At 35.9% G+C, this 15,306-nt stretch carries 16 protein-coding genes, 2 pseudogenes and 1 other annotated feature (1 of these 19 only partly in view); of the genes and pseudogenes, 14 read left to right on the top strand and 4 right to left on the bottom strand.

Going from position 1 to position 15,306, the window contains the following annotated elements:
• The first annotated feature begins 221 nt into the window (after positions 1-221).
• A complete protein-coding gene (locus tag AC1Q6O_RS17675; protein WP_090002718.1) occupies positions 222-677 on the top strand; it encodes a GNAT family N-acetyltransferase in 456 nt (151 codons plus the stop codon).
• 34 nt (positions 678-711) lie between these two features.
• Positions 712-945 carry a hypothetical protein gene (locus AC1Q6O_RS17680; RefSeq protein ID WP_139150955.1) on the top strand — a complete coding sequence of 78 codons (234 nt, stop codon included), beginning with the start codon at positions 712-714 and terminating at the stop codon, positions 943-945.
• 828 nt (positions 946-1,773) lie between these two features.
• Here the strand turns inward: AC1Q6O_RS17680 and AC1Q6O_RS17685 are convergent.
• Both AC1Q6O_RS17685 and AC1Q6O_RS17690 read right to left on the bottom strand, forming a co-directional pair.
• Positions 1,774-1,944 (bottom strand): Arm DNA-binding domain-containing protein, encoded by a 171-nt coding sequence (locus AC1Q6O_RS17685; RefSeq protein ID WP_107922627.1) that lies wholly within the window; start codon positions 1,942-1,944, stop codon positions 1,774-1,776.
• A gap of 129 nt (positions 1,945-2,073) precedes the next feature.
• Positions 2,074-2,325, bottom strand: coding sequence for a hypothetical protein (locus tag AC1Q6O_RS17690; protein WP_492401859.1), 252 nt, complete (start codon positions 2,323-2,325; stop codon positions 2,074-2,076).
• Positions 2,326-2,355: 30 nt separating this feature from the next.
• On the opposite strand from AC1Q6O_RS17690, the gene AC1Q6O_RS17695 reads away from it, so the two are divergent.
• The 5 genes and pseudogenes from AC1Q6O_RS17695 to AC1Q6O_RS17715 all read left to right on the top strand — a co-directional run bounded on the left by AC1Q6O_RS17695 (position 2,356) and on the right by AC1Q6O_RS17715 (position 5,541).
• Entirely contained in the window at positions 2,356-2,502 is a 147-nt protein-coding gene (locus AC1Q6O_RS17695; protein WP_255319043.1) for a CD1375 family protein, read from the top strand.
• A gap of 219 nt (positions 2,503-2,721) precedes the next feature.
• Positions 2,722-3,099 (top strand): annotated as a pseudogene (locus AC1Q6O_RS17700) (BclA C-terminal domain-containing protein); the annotation flags it as partial.
• Positions 3,100-3,193: 94 nt separating this feature from the next.
• Positions 3,194-3,598 carry a phage holin family protein gene (locus AC1Q6O_RS17705; RefSeq protein ID WP_492401861.1) on the top strand — a complete coding sequence of 135 codons (405 nt, stop codon included), beginning with the start codon at positions 3,194-3,196 and terminating at the stop codon, positions 3,596-3,598.
• Positions 3,595-3,744 (top strand): annotated as a pseudogene (locus AC1Q6O_RS17710) (XlyB); the annotation flags it as partial. The gene AC1Q6O_RS17705 and the pseudogene AC1Q6O_RS17710, both read left to right, overlap by 4 nt.
• Positions 3,745-3,967: 223 nt before the next feature.
• Positions 3,968-5,541, top strand: a protein-coding gene (locus AC1Q6O_RS17715) for an IS3 family transposase (protein WP_492401863.1) whose coding sequence is annotated in 2 segments (ribosomal slippage) — positions 3,968-4,610 and positions 4,610-5,541 — 1,575 coding nt in all. Because the reading frame shifts where the segments join, the coding sequence is not laid out codon by codon here.
• Positions 5,542-5,633: 92 nt separating this feature from the next.
• Here AC1Q6O_RS17715 and AC1Q6O_RS17720 read toward each other — a convergent pair.
• Positions 5,634-6,242, bottom strand: a complete 609-nt coding sequence (locus AC1Q6O_RS17720) for a hypothetical protein (RefSeq protein WP_089987390.1) — start codon at positions 6,240-6,242, stop codon at positions 5,634-5,636.
• Between the two features lie 145 nt (positions 6,243-6,387).
• On the opposite strand from AC1Q6O_RS17720, the gene AC1Q6O_RS17725 reads away from it, so the two are divergent.
• The 4 genes from AC1Q6O_RS17725 to AC1Q6O_RS17740 all read left to right on the top strand — a co-directional run bounded on the left by AC1Q6O_RS17725 (position 6,388) and on the right by AC1Q6O_RS17740 (position 12,184).
• On the top strand, positions 6,388-6,534 hold the full coding sequence (locus tag AC1Q6O_RS17725) for a hypothetical protein (RefSeq protein WP_170844215.1): 147 nt from the start codon (positions 6,388-6,390) through the stop codon (positions 6,532-6,534).
• 319 nt (positions 6,535-6,853) lie between these two features.
• Positions 6,854-7,024 carry a hypothetical protein gene (locus AC1Q6O_RS17730; RefSeq protein ID WP_492401865.1) on the top strand — a complete coding sequence of 57 codons (171 nt, stop codon included), beginning with the start codon at positions 6,854-6,856 and terminating at the stop codon, positions 7,022-7,024.
• Positions 7,025-7,652: 628 nt separating this feature from the next.
• Positions 7,653-10,358 carry an aconitate hydratase AcnA gene (gene acnA / locus AC1Q6O_RS17735; protein WP_008178676.1) on the top strand — a complete coding sequence of 902 codons (2,706 nt, stop codon included), beginning with the start codon at positions 7,653-7,655 and terminating at the stop codon, positions 10,356-10,358.
• Positions 10,359-10,420: 62 nt separating this feature from the next.
• On the top strand, positions 10,421-12,184 hold the full coding sequence (locus AC1Q6O_RS17740) for a DUF6612 family protein (RefSeq protein ID WP_492401867.1): 1,764 nt from the start codon (positions 10,421-10,423) through the stop codon (positions 12,182-12,184).
• Between the two features lie 57 nt (positions 12,185-12,241).
• Here the strand turns inward: AC1Q6O_RS17740 and AC1Q6O_RS17745 are convergent, their stop codons facing one another.
• Positions 12,242-12,826, bottom strand: coding sequence for a DJ-1/PfpI family protein (locus AC1Q6O_RS17745; protein ID WP_107922624.1), 585 nt, complete (start codon positions 12,824-12,826; stop codon positions 12,242-12,244).
• A gap of 139 nt (positions 12,827-12,965) precedes the next feature.
• Here AC1Q6O_RS17745 and AC1Q6O_RS17750 point away from each other — a divergent pair, with 139 nt between their 5' ends.
• The 3 genes from AC1Q6O_RS17750 (at position 12,966) to AC1Q6O_RS17760 (ending at position 15,119) form a co-directional block, all read left to right on the top strand.
• The gene (locus AC1Q6O_RS17750) at positions 12,966-13,412 is read left to right on the top strand and encodes an Lrp/AsnC family transcriptional regulator (protein WP_036148580.1); all 447 of its coding nucleotides are present in this window, start codon (positions 12,966-12,968) and stop codon (positions 13,410-13,412) included.
• A 430-nt stretch (positions 13,413-13,842) separates the two neighbouring features.
• The gene (locus AC1Q6O_RS17755) at positions 13,843-14,280 is read left to right on the top strand and encodes a hypothetical protein (protein ID WP_492401868.1); all 438 of its coding nucleotides are present in this window, start codon (positions 13,843-13,845) and stop codon (positions 14,278-14,280) included.
• Positions 14,277-15,119 (top strand): DUF2785 domain-containing protein, encoded by an 843-nt coding sequence (locus AC1Q6O_RS17760; protein WP_089987388.1) that lies wholly within the window; start codon positions 14,277-14,279, stop codon positions 15,117-15,119. Before AC1Q6O_RS17755 ends, AC1Q6O_RS17760 begins: the two co-directional genes overlap by 4 nt.
• Before the next feature lie 59 nt (positions 15,120-15,178).
• Positions 15,179-15,306 (top strand) — a binding site (T-box leader) (it continues 111 nt past the right edge of the window).

Here is a 15,306-nt window from a genome sequence, read left to right on the forward strand (position 1 = left end):
GTGGACATAAACCGTAGTAATAAAATTAATTTTTGTTAAGGATGCGTCAGATTGACGTGTCCTTTTTATGCCTTTCACATTCATCTGTGGAGGGCTATTTTTATACAACAAGACCTAAAGCAATGCACTGTGCCGAGTTGTGCTAAAAACTAATTATAAGTGTAATTACGGAAAGCTTGAAAAAATGTTAAGATTAAAGGATAGATTAGGAGGGAAATAAAGTGATTTCTTTAAAACCTATGAACCACGAAGAGTTCAAACAATATATTAGTTATGCAATTGAAGACTATGCAAAAGACAAAATTGCTTCCGGAAATTGGAGTGAAGATGAAGCGATTGACTTGTCGAGGGAATCATTTGAACGACTACTACCCAATGGTGAGAAGACCGAAAATAATCATTTATCGTCTATCTTTCATGACGATATTTTAGTTGGAATGATTTGGATTTCGCAAAAAACCCCTAATGAAGGTTTTATTTATGATTTTGTGATTTTTGAACAATATCAAGGGCAAGGGTATGGCAAGAAAGCAATGAAAGAAGCTGAAATTATTGCTAAACAGTTAGGTATGAATAAAATTGGTTTAAACGTTTTTGGTCATAATAAAATAGCTCGTGGGTTATATGAAAAAATGGGTTATGAAATTACGAATATAACAATGGCTAAAACAATTTGATAATGTAAGTAAATGCCCGTTATCTAAATCGGTAATGGGCATTTTTATGTTTTTATTTACTGCCTATCTTACTTCTTTATGTAAAACCAGAAAATCTTTAAGTGACCAAATGAAGAAAAGTAATGGTAAACCAGTGATGAATAAAAATCCTAAAATGAATGAAACCATAGGGATTTCTCCGCTATCAGTTGCCATAACACCGATAAAAAGCCCTAATGGACTAGTCGCACTTAAAATCAAGAAATTGGTCACGCAGGTAAATTTGTAATACTTTAAGGTGGATTCTTTAGGTTCTTTTTTTCTGAAAAAGAAGTAAAAGATAATTTGATAAAGATAAAAAATGGGTATACATAATAGTCCAAACGATGCGAACGTCATTTAAAAATCACCTCAATATCAATTTTGGGAATTTCGCATAGAATGTTGAGCTATAATATCTTAACAATGTATTGCTCTATTTCATATATGTAATTATTTCCACAAAAAATACTTCTCAAAATATAAACACTCGTACTATAAAAAGCAAACGAAAGTTCTTATTGAGAGGATGGAGTTGTATGTTGAATCCTGAGCAAAGGCGACTATTTCATAAATCTTTAATTCTAAAAATGGCAGTTCAATCATTAGTGACGTTCATATAGCTATAGCTGGTAATGATGTGGTACTCAGATATGCTAATATGGCTTTGAAAACTCAGGTTGAAAAATTATTAATCAGTCATTTGAATAATCAACAGGCAATCGAGTGACTAGTATTAATGATTTTTAATTTTCAAGTATAAATGGGTTAATAATAATCCATAAGTAAAAGTTACTGTAAATAAAATTTTTTCTTCTATTTAATAAAATAGTTCCTGTCCAACCTTTTTTTATTATCATTTATCTGGGTACCTTTTTTTAAAAAAACTACGAGTACCCCAAAAAGTGCCCTAGTTAAAATACACTTAGTTAGATAGGTATAGAAACCCTTTTAAAAACAAACCCTTTTTATTATGCACATCAAAAAATTAAAAACATCAGGATAGCAACCAAGGTCATAAGTTATGCTTATAGTTATTTTTTTATAGAAGCCTTGATTATCAAGGGTTGGGGAGGGGCTATGCTTTTTCAGCCTCTGTGCTTGTGCTAAAATTCTGTCTTGTTTTTTCTCTACGTACACCAGTATGATCATAAAATTTGTAACGGAAGGCATATTTCTTTTTCTTATTTGTATCATAATACCAATAAATATTTTCCTTTTTAGTACTATTAAGTTTCTTTCTAACCATATTGTCCACTTCTTATCTAACTGACCCGGACAGGTACATAAATTAGAGTTTAAGGACAATTAGAACATCACTCCTTTCACAGTAACTATTAAGCAGATAAGCCATATTAAACTCACTTATGAACTGTCCTCATCTCATATTTAAAAATGACATATTATGCAACCTCTGCATATTATGATTACGGTTATATTGTGTTAATCTTCTATAAGCAAAATCGTACTCTACGTTAAAGATTTGCATTACTTGAATAATTGTTTGTGCTGTATGATTATGTATCAACAATTCCTCCATTTCATCAGCCGTTATGATGTTATTAAGTAAATAAATCTGATCTGTTTCAGCAACTAGCTTACGAATTTCAGCATCAGTTTTAGCATCCACATTCCATAACGGATTAAATTGTATCTCCCATTGGCTAAATTATATTGGGATTTAATTAAAATGAATTTGAGAACAGTTGACCAAGTGCCATTATTATGGCGTGAAGATGTACAAGCATTACTCGATAACGAAGTTAAGAAAACGCAGCATAAGCTAGCGTTATTTTTTATAAATTAATCTAAACCATTAACATTTTTGTAGAACTATTAACATTCCTCAATATTTTTTCTTTGATTTATGCATATAATTAAAAGTAGGGGAAATAAGTTATAATATCTACTTCTGACGGATCGCCGTATGCGATGAAAGTCGCTCGTACGGTGAAGGCTCGTTATAAAACTTAGAGATAGAGAAGGATAAGACGAGAATAGTACAGTTTTAAACTCTGCCAAAAACACAAGTGGGTCAGTAATTGCTGTGATATTGAGTGGAACAGATATCCCATTACCTAACGATCAACAGTTAAATAATGTGAATGTAAATGGAGGAAGTACTACTTTTACAGTTCAACAATCAGGAACTTATGAACTTGAGTATCATGTTTATCTCACGACACCTTTATTGGTAAATTCTAGAATAATATTAAATGGCACTGAACTGCCAGATAGTGTGATAGTACCAGTAACAGCTATGGATCATTTAACTAAAAAAGCTACAGTAAACTTAAACGCTGGTGATACTTTAAGTTTGCAATTATATAATCTTTTGGGTGTAGCTATTTTAACTCCTGGTGATCCGACTAAGGTTACTTCATTGAGTATTACAAAGAAATAAATTTTACAAAGGACGCTCATATTGAGTGTCTTTTGTTTTGCCTTCCACAACTATCTGTGGAGGGCTTTTATATTGGGAAAAGGGAAGTGTTCATATGGAAAAATGGATTGCTGTAGTAAGTGGAACAATAGGCACTATCATTTCATATTCAGTGGATGGTCTAGGAATGGCAGTTACTGTTTTGATTGGCATTATGGCTATTGATTACCTTACAGGAATTATGGGTGGTATCGTTAATCAAAATTTAAACCGTCGTACAGGCTTCAACGGTATCATTCGAAAAATTTATTACTTAATGCTAGTTGGCTCAGTTTACTTATTATCCGTTGTAATTCCTGGCATCGAGTATGCAGGGGATGGGGCAGCTATAGCATTTTGTGTACTAGAATTCATTTCAATTACAGAAAACGGAACAAAGATGGGCTTGCCAATGCCTGACTTCATTAAAAATATTTTAGCAATCGTGAAGGATAAAACAGGAGAGGGTGAGGTTAGATGAGCTACGTATTTAAACAGACTTTTTTACCTTCAAACAAGTATTCATTAAAGGCTCCATATACCATGGCACCACAGTTCATTACCGTACACAATACAGCTAATGATGCACCAGCAGAAAATGAAATTTCGTATATGGTTGGCAATAATAAGATTATATTCAACAAGCAGTCGATAAGGGTTTGATTGATAAATCTTGGTTAGTTAAATTCGAAAATGGTACTATGACGAGTGGTGATTTTGAAGGCTTGATAATTATTATTGCACAGCGTAGTAATTAAAATGTAAAGACCAAGATAGCTTAATTGATACGCTCCCTATTAGGTAGACAGATGAAAAAATAAAATCTGTTTATCTAAGGGGAGTATTTTTTATGGGGCGAAGCAAACATCCACTCGAGTTGAAACTACATATCCTTCAATTGTTCGAAGAAGGTCACTATTCTATCAATGAATTGTGTGAAAGGTTTTCAATAGATCGTCAAACTTTTCATAGACGGAAAATGAAATTTGAGGCAGGTGGACGTGAAGGATTACAAGAAGCCACTTCATGTAAGTTCTATTCAAAAGAGTTAAAATTAGCGGCTGTGGAGGATTACAATCAACGAAATTATTCACAGATGGAGGTGTTGGCGAAATACGAGATTAGCAGGACCTCCGTTTTAAAAAGCTGGGTAAAAAAGTATACTAGTCATAGTGAAATAAAAGATTCAGGTAAAGGAATGAGTCAAGCTATGACAGAAGGAAGAAAGACAACTTTTGAAGAACGTATTGAGATTGTCGAGTACGGTTTGAAGCACCAGAAAAATTATCAGTTGGCAGCGCACACCTATGGTGTTTCGTATCAACAGGTATATCAATGGACGAAGAAATTTGAAACGAACGGTGAAGAGGGATTACGTGATCGTCGTGGTCGCACAAAAGATGAAGTCGAATTAACCGTTGAGGAGAAATTGAAATTAGAGATTCAACGTATTGAACGTGAAAATGAACGTTTACGTGTAGAAAATTTATTTTTAAAAAAGTTAGAGGAAATCGAAAGGAGGCGTCGCTAAGCCAAGTACGTCTACAGCAACGCTATTTAGCGATTCAAGAATTACATAGAGAGGAAGAACTTTCGATTCTTTTACTATGTGAAATAGCTGATGTTTCGCGTGCAGCTTACTATAAGTGGCTAAGTCGCAAGCCTTCTAACAGAGAAGTTGAAAATGAAGCAATTTTAAAGGACATTCATCTCCTTTACCAACAAGTAGATGGTATTTACGGCTATCGTCGTACAACGTTGACCATCAATCGTCAGCGAAAAGAAAATAATCAAACGATGGTTAACGAAAAGCGTATTTATCGTTTAATGCAGATTAGTGGATTGAAGTCTGTTATTCGTAGAAAGCGCAAGCCTTATCGTAAATCCCCAGCACATCATGTGGCGGAGAACGGATTAAATCGAGCATTTACATCGAAAAAGCCAAATGAAAAATGGTGTACAGATGTCACAGAGTTTAAGTATGGAAATGGGAAAAAAGCTTATTTAAGCGCAATTATCGATTTATATGATGGTTCAATTGTGAGTTATGTGTTCGGTCATTCGAATAATAATTCCCTTGTTTTCAAAACAATCAAATCAGCTATTCAATCATTACAATCAGGCGAACAGCCATTAATACATAGTGATCGAGGTTTTCAATATACATCGAAGGAATTTAAGCGAATTGTGGAAACTGCCAATATGACACAGAGTATGTCCCGTATTGGTCGATGTATTGATAACGGACCAATTGAATCATTTTGGGGCACATTGAAGTGTGAGAAGTATTATTTAGATAAGTACAATTCATATGAAGAGTTAAAACTAGCGATTGATGATTATATTCATTTTTATAATTACTATCGTTATCAGAAACGATTAAGCGGCTTGAGTCCGTTAGAATTTAGGACTCAAGCCGCTTAATACATTTTTATTATTTCCACTGTCTACTTGACGGGGGGCAGTTCATAATTGCTTTCTTGGTCTATATTTATTTTTATTCTTCTACATTATTTTCAATTAACTGATACTCCTGTAAAAGTTAAGGAATCAGGATCCCTGATAACCATTGAAACAAAAACATCCCCTTTTTTATATTTAACTGCATGGTATGCAATTCCGTCTAATTCGGAATCTCCTTCCTTTTTAATTTTCCACCCATTCTTCATTATAATAAGTTTATAATCGATTGGGATTCTTTTACCAGAAACTCTATCCCATGTTATTATATATGAACTTACTGAACCAATTTTGCCTTTAGATTTTATCTCCACATCTTTTGGTACTGGAAAACCATATAAGAATTCTTCTTTTTCATATCTTGAGTCTATAATATTGGTATATATATAAAATGTTCCTACAGCTACTACTAATGCAAGTGCAACGACAATTGCTATTTTTTTCATCACAGTGAACATTCCAAACGAGAGAAAATCTGTTTCGGTTGGGGCTTTGTTTTGGACTTCGTTTCGTATACTCCCTGATAATTCTCTAGATTCTCTAGTTTTTCTCGTTGAAGTATCTTCAAAAATCGTATTACAAAATTCACATTTCACAAATACTAAACCATCTCTATATACTTTCTTAAAAGGATTACTGGCTAAACAATTAGGACAATTATTCATTTTTATTCACCTCAATATATCTAACTACTATTTCCATTTTAGGTAATTAGATATGTTTTGTACATAGAAATAAAAGTGGGTCATCGATTTTATTGAAGGGAATTAACCTAAAATGTAGAAACATCTATAATAAGGGGTGAAGATTATGAGCTATGAAGTAATAGTGCCAGTAAAATTTTTATTCAAACGTAAGCCTGATAATGTACCAATTATAGGTTTATCAAGCCTGCATTTAACTCACGAAGAACATGAAGCACTAACAGATGATGTAGCTCTATACCTTTTAAAATAACAGGGTTACAACGTAATCAGAATGGTCCATAGAGATGAGAATATTATAGCTGTAAATTTCAAAGAAAGATTTTAAAGGTTATCAAATACGATAGCATTTTTTATTTCCAGAAATTTTATCTTGTCAAAATACAAACAACTGTTCTAAAATAATACAAACGAATGTTCTTATTGAGGGGATGGAGTTGTATGTTGAATCCTGAACAACGGCGACTATTTCATAAATTTTTAATTCTAGAAATGTCAGTTCAATCATTACAACGTGATTTGAAAAATTACTAAAAGACATAACCCAAGATTATTACCATTCAAAAAGATTATTGGTAAAAGACAAAATAAGGTTAGTAAGGATAGAGAAGATTGACGAGTATTTTAGTGATGTCCAAATTGCAACAGCTGGTAATGATGTTGTACTCAGGTATGCTAATATGGCTCTTAAAACACAAGTAGAAAAAACAAGTAGAAAAATTATTAATCAGTCATTAAAATAAAAATCACGCTTTAAAATGAAAATCAGTACCTGGTAAAATTTATAGGTATTATTCTCGGAAGAGTCTACACATCACGCTAAGTAATAGAGAAATAAAAATAAAAAGTGTTGAATTAAAAAAGAATTTCTCCAAATGTATTTACGCTCTTGTTAGTTATTTGTAATAATAAAATTGTATCGATATTGTGGGATGTTGTCAGTACATAAAAAAATGCCACAGGATGTGGCAAAGAAATAATATTAACTTTAAGCACTTTAAATTTTTTCTTCTATATTATATAAAAAAGTACTGACCACACTTTTTTACATTTTCATTTTACTAACTGGGGTACCTTTTTTTAAAAAAAGGTACCCCAGCAAGGCCCCACAAAGTGCCCCAGTTAAATACATTTAAATACACTTAGTTAGAAAGGTATAGAAACACTCATAAAAACAAAACCTTGATATTATGCACATCAAAAAAATAAAAACATCAGGATAGCAACCAAGGTCATAAGTTATGCTTATCAAAAAAGATAATATTAATGTAATTTACTTATGAATATAAATGCGTTATCATGGGTATTGGAGAAAAGATGCTACACTTTTATAAAGCCTTTTCAAAAAGATATATTTAGGGGGATCCGCAAATGGCACAAGGTAATTTACACAACAGCCGCGCATCATTCGAAGTAAATGGTAAAACTTACAATTACTATGATTTAGCTGCGATTGAAAAAGCTGGCGTTGCAAAAGTTTCAAACCTTCCTTACTCAATTAAAGTTTTATTAGAATCTGTTTTACGTCAATATGATGCATATGTAATTAAAGAAGAGCACGTAAACGAATTAGCAAAATGGGGCAATGGTGCTGATCCAGAAGCAGAAGTACCATTCAAGCCTTCTCGCGTTGTATTACAAGACTTTACTGGTGTACCAGTAGTTGTTGACCTTGCATCTCTTCGTTCAGCAATGAAGGAAATGGGCGGCGACCCAAGCAAAATCAACCCTGCTATTCCAGTTGACCTTGTAATTGACCACTCAGTACAAGTTGACAAATACGGTAATGCATCTGCACTACAAGCAAACATGGACCTAGAATTTGAACGTAACGCTGAGCGTTATAACTTCTTAAAATGGGCTCAAACTGCTTACAATAACTTCCGTGCTGTACCACCAGCAACAGGTATCGTTCACCAAGTAAACTTAGAGTACTTAGCTCCAGTTGTACACGTAAACGAAAATGCTGATGGCACATTCGAAACATTCCCAGATTCAGTAGTAGGTACTGACTCTCATACAACTATGATCAACGGAATTGGCGTTCTTGGATGGGGCGTAGGTGGTATCGAAGCTGAAGCAGGTATGCTTGGTCAACCTTCATACTTCCCAATTCCAGAAGTTATCGGTGTTAAATTAGTGGGCGACCTTCCAAACGGAACTACTGCTACTGACTTAGCATTAAAAGTAACACAAGTATTACGTCAACGTGGCGTAGTTGGTAAATTCGTTGAGTTCTTCGGACCTGGCGTATCTAAATTACCACTAGCTGACCGTGCGACAATCTCTAACATGGCTCCTGAATATGGTGCTACATGTGGTTACTTCGCAATTGACGAAGAATCATTAAACTACATGCGTTTAACTGGTCGTGACGAAGAGCACATCGCGGTTGTAGAATCTTACTTAAAGTCTAACCACATGTTCTTCGATCCAACTTTAGAGCCAGTTTACACTGACGTATTAGAAGTAAACTTAGCTGAAATCGAACCAAACCTTTCTGGTCCAAAACGTCCACAAGACTTAATTCCACTATCTCAAATGCGTTCTCGTTACAAAGAAGCAGTAGTGGCACCACAAGGTACACAAGGTTTCGGTTTAACAGAAGATGAATTCGCAAAAACATCTGTAGCAAAATTCGCTGAAGGCGATGTAGAAATTCCAACAGGTGCTGTTGCAATCGCTGCGATCACTTCTTGTACAAATACATCTAACCCATACGTATTAATTGCTGCGGGCTTAGTAGCGAAAAAAGCTGTAGAAAAAGGTCTAACAGTACCTAAATGGGTTAAAACTTCTTTAGCACCAGGTTCTAAAGTTGTAACTGGTTACCTTGAAGATTCAGGTTTACAAACTTACCTTGACCAAATCGGTTTCAACACTGTAGGTTACGGTTGTACAACATGTATCGGTAACTCAGGTCCATTATTACCTGAAATCGAAGATGCAATTAAAGAAAATGACTTATTTGTAACATCAGTTCTTTCTGGTAACCGTAACTTCGAAGGTCGTGTACACCCACTTGTAAAAGCTAACTACTTAGCTTCTCCACCACTTGTTGTTGCTTATGCACTTGCTGGTACAGTGGATGTTGACCTACAAAAAGATTCATTTGGTAAAGACAAAGATGGCAACGAAGTATTCTTCGCTGATATCTGGCCTTCAACTGAAGAAGTTAACGCAGTATTAGGTACTGTAGTTAACCGTGAATTATTCCAAAAAGAATACGAAACTGTATTCACAGCTAACGAAAAATGGAATGCAATTGAAACATCAACTGAGTCTCTATATACATTTGATGATAAATCAACTTACATCCAAAACCCACCATTCTTCCAAGGTCTTGCGAAAGAACCAGAAGCTATCAAAGGCTTAGACGGCTTACGCATTATGGCGAAGTTCGGTGACTCAATCACAACTGACCATATTTCTCCAGCTGGTGCCATCGGTAAAGATACACCTGCAGGTAAATATTTAATTGAAAACGGTGTTGCTATCCGTGACTTCAACTCTTACGGTTCTCGTCGTGGTAACCACGAAGTAATGATGCGTGGTACATTTGCAAACATCCGTATCCGTAACCAAGTTGCTCCAGGTACAGAAGGTGGATTCACTACTTACTGGCCAACAGGCGACGTAGAGTACATCTATGACGCATGTATGAAATACCAAGAGCAAGGTACTGGCTTAGTCGTACTTGCTGGTAACGACTACGGTATGGGTTCTTCTCGTGACTGGGCTGCGAAAGGTACATTCCTACTTGGCGTGAAAACTGTTATCGCACAATCTTACGAGCGTATCCACCGTTCTAACTTAGTAATGATGGGTGTTCTTCCACTTCAATTCATGCCAGGTGAATCTGCTGAAACTCTAGGCTTAACTGGTAAAGAAGAAATCTCTGTAAACATTACTGATAACGTGAAACCACGTGAAATCTTAACAGTAACTGCTAAATCTGAAGACGGCACAGTTAAAACTTTCCAAGCTTTAGCTCGTTTCGACTCAGAAGTAGAAGTAGACTACTACCGTCATGGTGGTATCCTACAAATGGTTCTACGCGCAAAAGCTGCTGAGTAATCATAACATTCACAAGCCGATCTCTTAGGAGGTCGGCTTTTTTGTTTGCTCATGAAATCCTTATGAAGTCATGGAGAGAAAAGGAGAGAACAGCCAAAGTGACGGATAAAACGGAGAAAGTGACGGATAGCGGGGCAAAAGTGACGGATAAAACGGAGAAAGTGACGGATAGTGGGGCAAAAGTGACGGATAAAACGGAGAAAGTGACGGATAGCGAGGCAGTAGTGACGGATAAAGCCCTAAATGTGACAGAGAGAAAAACCAATAAGCTTGAAAATTTCCAAATACATAGCATTTTCCCAAATGTTTATATAAAATTAAAGGGTAAGCCTTTAAATTTTTACATAAATGGGGGAAGAGTTATCATGACAAAGAAAAAAAGTAAGTTTTTTATGGCGGCAACTTCGGCGGTGGCCATTACGGCGGTGGCTGTTGTACCTGCATCGGCAGCTAGTCCATTTAAAGATGTAAGTGAAGATTATGCACATTATAAAAGTATTTCAACATTATATGCAGCTGATATAATTAATGGTTTTCCGGATGGAACATTTAAACCAACACAGGATGTAACACGCGGACAAGCAGTGAAGATGATTGCGGTGGCTTTCGATCTCACAACAACGGATGTAGAAAATCCGAATTTCAAGGATGTCGATTCAACTAGTCCATACTATAAGGCGATTGTTACATTGGTTAATTTAGGTGTTGTAAATGGCTATGAGGATGATACTTTCCGACCTGATGAGACGATTACGCGTGGACAGATGGCGGTTATGGTGGCACAGGCAACAGGCTTAACAGCAGAAGGAAAAAGTCCATTTATGGATGTACCTCAAACTAGTCCATTTGCAGATGCTGTAACGGCATTGCATGAAGCAGGAATTGCGAAGGGCGTGACGGCAACAGAATTCGGGGTGGATAAAAATGTAACGCGTGGTCAGTTAGCGACATTTATTGTTAACGCCTTAGGCTTAGAACAGCCTTCAACTGGGGAAGATAAGGAGCCGGTAACGGAAGAAAAGCCTGAAGCAAACGATCATGCTTTACTAGAAGAAGTGTTCACGAAAGCATTAACTAAGCAAAAAGAATTAAAAAGCATGAAGGCTACAATGACAATGTCGCAGTCAGTAGAAGCAAAAGATGGTCAGGAAACCATGAAAATGGATTCTAAAGGCAATATGAAGATGGAGATTGTTACAGAACCGATGCAATTCTTTGCAGATGGTACGATGTCATTAACAGAGCCAACAAGCGGTGAAGCGATTAATTTGCCAATTAAAATGTATATGACGGCTAAAGATGGTATGTATATGTATGAGGCAGAGCAGAAGGCTTGGGTAAAATTCCCGAAACAATTATTTGAAGATGTTCTCAGTCAAACAGGCATGCAGCCAGATGCAGCGGAACAATTAGAGATGCTACAATCTTTTGCTGAGGATTTCACTTTAAAGGAAACAGCAGAACGTTATGAATTAACCTTGAAAGGTTCTGGTGATAAATTCACAGAGTTGGTGAAGCAGCAAATTGGTGCCATGGATTTAGGAATGGATGCTGATTTGGATGGACAATTAGGCAATATGTCTTTTGATAGCCTTACTTACAAATTAGTGATTAATAAAAAGACATTTAATGTTGAAGAGATTGCTATGGATATGTCATTAAGCATGAAAGTAGAAGGCAATACGATTAAAACAAAACAGCAAATGAGTATCAAATATCATGATTTCAATGCAGTGACGACAATTACAATTCCAAAAGATGTGCTAGACAATGCGAAGGAAATCGATTTAAGCACACCTGAAACAGTGCCACCAGTAAGCAAATAATAGTGAATTTAAAAGTAGGTTACGCCAAATACATGGCGTAGCCTACTTTTTTATCAATTAATGAAAACCCATTAGGTCTTTTACTCTTGCTGTATTGGTGGTAGATGTCAGTGTTTCTAGTAAGCGAAAGGCTACATCAAAGGCTGTTCCTGGGTTGGAGGAAGTAATAATATGATCTGTTTGCACAATTCGATCGTTGACAATAATCGCACCGTAGCTTTCTAACTGTGCTAATCGTTTACTAGTTGGATGGTTATAGGTTGTTGCCTGACGATTGTGGAGTATACCACTATGTCCCAATATTAAGGAAGCTACACAGATCGTTGCAATTGGCTTTTGCTGTTCATGAAAATGCCGGACAACCGCTTGAAATTCCTCACTAAAGGCATCCTCATAAAAGCCCGCTTCCTCAAAGCCACCTGGGATAGCCAATGCATCAAATTCTGCTAAATCAATGTTATGGAGTAATTTTTCAGGAGCGACCTTAAAATTCCATGTGCATTGAAGCTGTGTATGTAATCCTACAGTGACAACCTCTGTTGATCCATCACCCTCCCATTTATTCCAACCAAGTACATCTGTAAAAACACTTGCTTCCACGGCCTCAAAGCCATTTGCTAAAAGTAACATTATTTTTTTCATTTGTTTCTGCCTCCTTTATGCTTTTATTGTAATTAAAGAAGCCAACCAATAACAGAAGCTGTATAATGTATTTTAGATAAATCTCCTTATTAAAACAGGAATTATACGAAAAAAACTTGATTAAGAAAGGTGATTAGTGGTGGATCAAATTGATACTCAAATTTTACAGCAGTTACAGCAGAATGCCAAAATCTCAATGAAGGAATTAGCCGCTATCGTTCATTTATCTTCTCCTGCTGTAATTGAACGCGTCAAAAAACTCGAGGAACAAGGTGTGATTGAAGGATATCACGCTAAAGTGAACATCAAAAAAATGGAACGTACCATTCAGGCGATTATTTTATTTAAATCCATCGATTGTAAAAGCCTATCTGCTTTTTGTAATAGTCACCCGGATGTTCTTGAATGTTATCGTGTAGCAGGGGAGATTAGCTATATTGTTAAACTAGCAACCTATTCAGTAGAAACATTAGAGCAATTTATTGATGCGACCATGCCCTATGGTACACCCTCCACGAATATCGTATTATCTTCAAATGAAAAAAAGGTGATCACACCTTTTACGGGTCTTAACGATAATATGTAAGCTTCATGAGACATCGGCTGTTTTGAAAAGGTGATTGAGTGGAAGTGCCCTATAGCGAGATGAATGGCAAAGCAGTATCGACTAATAATTTTCAATAAGGGAGTCTGTTGTAAATAGCAGGCTCTTTTTTGTTTGTAGCCAAGCTTTTCTTAGTTGCTGGATTCAGTTACAATAGTTGTAATAATTTTCTAGAGAAAGGTTTGATGAGTTGATATTTGCTCTATTGGATAATGCGACTGCTTTTTTCCTAAGCCTTCCACTCCTACTCATTTATTTGAAAAGTAAGCCACAGGGAGAATCCACTTGGCGTTGGTCGATGCCATTATGGATTTTCAATTACTTAGGCATTCGATATTTTGTTTCGTTTGGAGAATTGTTTTGGGTAGTCCTATGTTGGCAGTTACTATTTTTGTGGCCCTTAAGTATAACAATGTATATTCATTTATTTAATAAAGAAAAGAATTGGGCTTTTTACATAGGTTTGAAGAAGAAATATGTACTTATTATAGGGTCCTTCATGGTTCTATTCGGTGGTACTCTAGTCTATTCACTATTTCAGGCAAATCACCAGGTTATTGCTTTTCACCGACAGGTAATGGCGGAGATTGAGTCAAATCCAGATCGTCAGGATTATTTGATGCATCACACAATTGCCCCTTCCACACTTCTGGGTGTAGCAGATGATATAGCTGAGGTTCGCAAGGGGAAAATAGTTGCTTCCACATTACCTTGGCGTAGCAAGGTAATAGTGCACATGGACAATTGGCAAAAGGAATTTACATATGTCCGTTTTTATGATGGTTGGAAGTTAGATGGGCTCTACAGTGAGAACATAACAATAATGAACAAAGGGGAGTCTGACAATTGATACAGAATATATTGATGGCAGGGGATTTAAAGGATAAGCTAAGCGCAATAAAACAAGGTCAAACAGCATGGGAACAAGTGAATCAAGAACAGCTTTTACAGTCTATGCTAGCCCATATCGGCTCTACTGACAGTGAACTAAGAGATACTTATATTTATAGTAGCTTCTATGAATGGATACTAGAAAAAAATCTGCTGGATCATCGTTGCTTGACTAAGCTATGGCATTATTGTTTGGATCATTTATTACTGAATGGTATTGAGGAAGAGGAATCAGATGGGGTCTTTACTCGTTCCTTTACGACTTTATTAGTAGCGCTTATATTAGCAAGAGATTTAAAGGATAACTTTTTATCGCAGGACAGCATAGAGGAAGGTCAAACAAAGTTACTGGCCTATGTAAAAGCTGAAATGGATGTAAGGGGCTTTGTACCTGGCAAGGGATGGGCTCATAGTGTGGCACATATATCAGATGCGATGGATGAACTTGTGAAAAATCCTAAAATAAAGAAAACTGCCTATGATGATATGTTACATGCCTTATGGTCCATGTATTTACAGCCTCATTATATCTTTATCCATGATGAGGATGAAAGGCTGTTAGTGCCCATTTTTGCGATGTTGGAGCGAGGATTAGCACAAAATGAAGTCGTCCAATTAATACAGCAAATGCCAGCAACCTTATCGACATTAAAAGACCAATTGGATGAAGCGAATTTTTATATTATAAGGTTTAATTGTAAAACATTGCTAAAGAGCTTTTTTATTCAAACGAATCACCAAGCTCAATATGCATCTTTACATCAAAGCATTGTCACTTGTCTAAATGAAATTAATTAAGATTGTCCACCGTTGACAGACAATTGGTAATTTGATAAGATGAGTGACAATAAAAGCATACAAATTCGTTGATGAGAAAAAGTAATGTTTCATTTTGTTCTACAGAGAGCCGACATTTGGTGGAAGTCGGTGTGCAGGTGTTACATGAAAATCCTCTCTGAGAAGGTTGGCTGAAAATAGTAAGCTA

The organism is Lysinibacillus sp. GW823-FHT06C08 (assembly GCF_058795135.1).

Bases quoted from the DNA above. Each gene is read 5' to 3' on its own strand.
- acnA (WP_008178676.1), top strand. From the start codon at position 7,653: ATGGCACAAGGTAATTTACACAACAGCCGCGCATCATTCGAAGTAAAT.
- AC1Q6O_RS17745 (WP_107922624.1), bottom strand. From the start codon at position 12,826: ATGAAAAAAATAATGTTACTTTTAGCAAATGGCTTTGAGGCCGTGGAA.
- AC1Q6O_RS17680 (WP_139150955.1), top strand. From the start codon at position 712: ATGGGCATTTTTATGTTTTTATTTACTGCCTATCTTACTTCTTTATGT.
- AC1Q6O_RS17740 (WP_492401867.1), top strand. From the start codon at position 10,421: ATGAAGTCATGGAGAGAAAAGGAGAGAACAGCCAAAGTGACGGATAAA.
- AC1Q6O_RS17685 (WP_107922627.1), bottom strand. From the start codon at position 1,944: ATGGTTAGAAAGAAACTTAATAGTACTAAAAAGGAAAATATTTATTGG.
- AC1Q6O_RS17720 (WP_089987390.1), bottom strand. From the start codon at position 6,242: ATGAATAATTGTCCTAATTGTTTAGCCAGTAATCCTTTTAAGAAAGTA.
- AC1Q6O_RS17705 (WP_492401861.1), top strand. From the start codon at position 3,194: ATGGAAAAATGGATTGCTGTAGTAAGTGGAACAATAGGCACTATCATT.
- AC1Q6O_RS17755 (WP_492401868.1), top strand. From the start codon at position 13,843: ATGTATATTCATTTATTTAATAAAGAAAAGAATTGGGCTTTTTACATA.
- AC1Q6O_RS17725 (WP_170844215.1), top strand. From the start codon at position 6,388: ATGAGCTATGAAGTAATAGTGCCAGTAAAATTTTTATTCAAACGTAAG.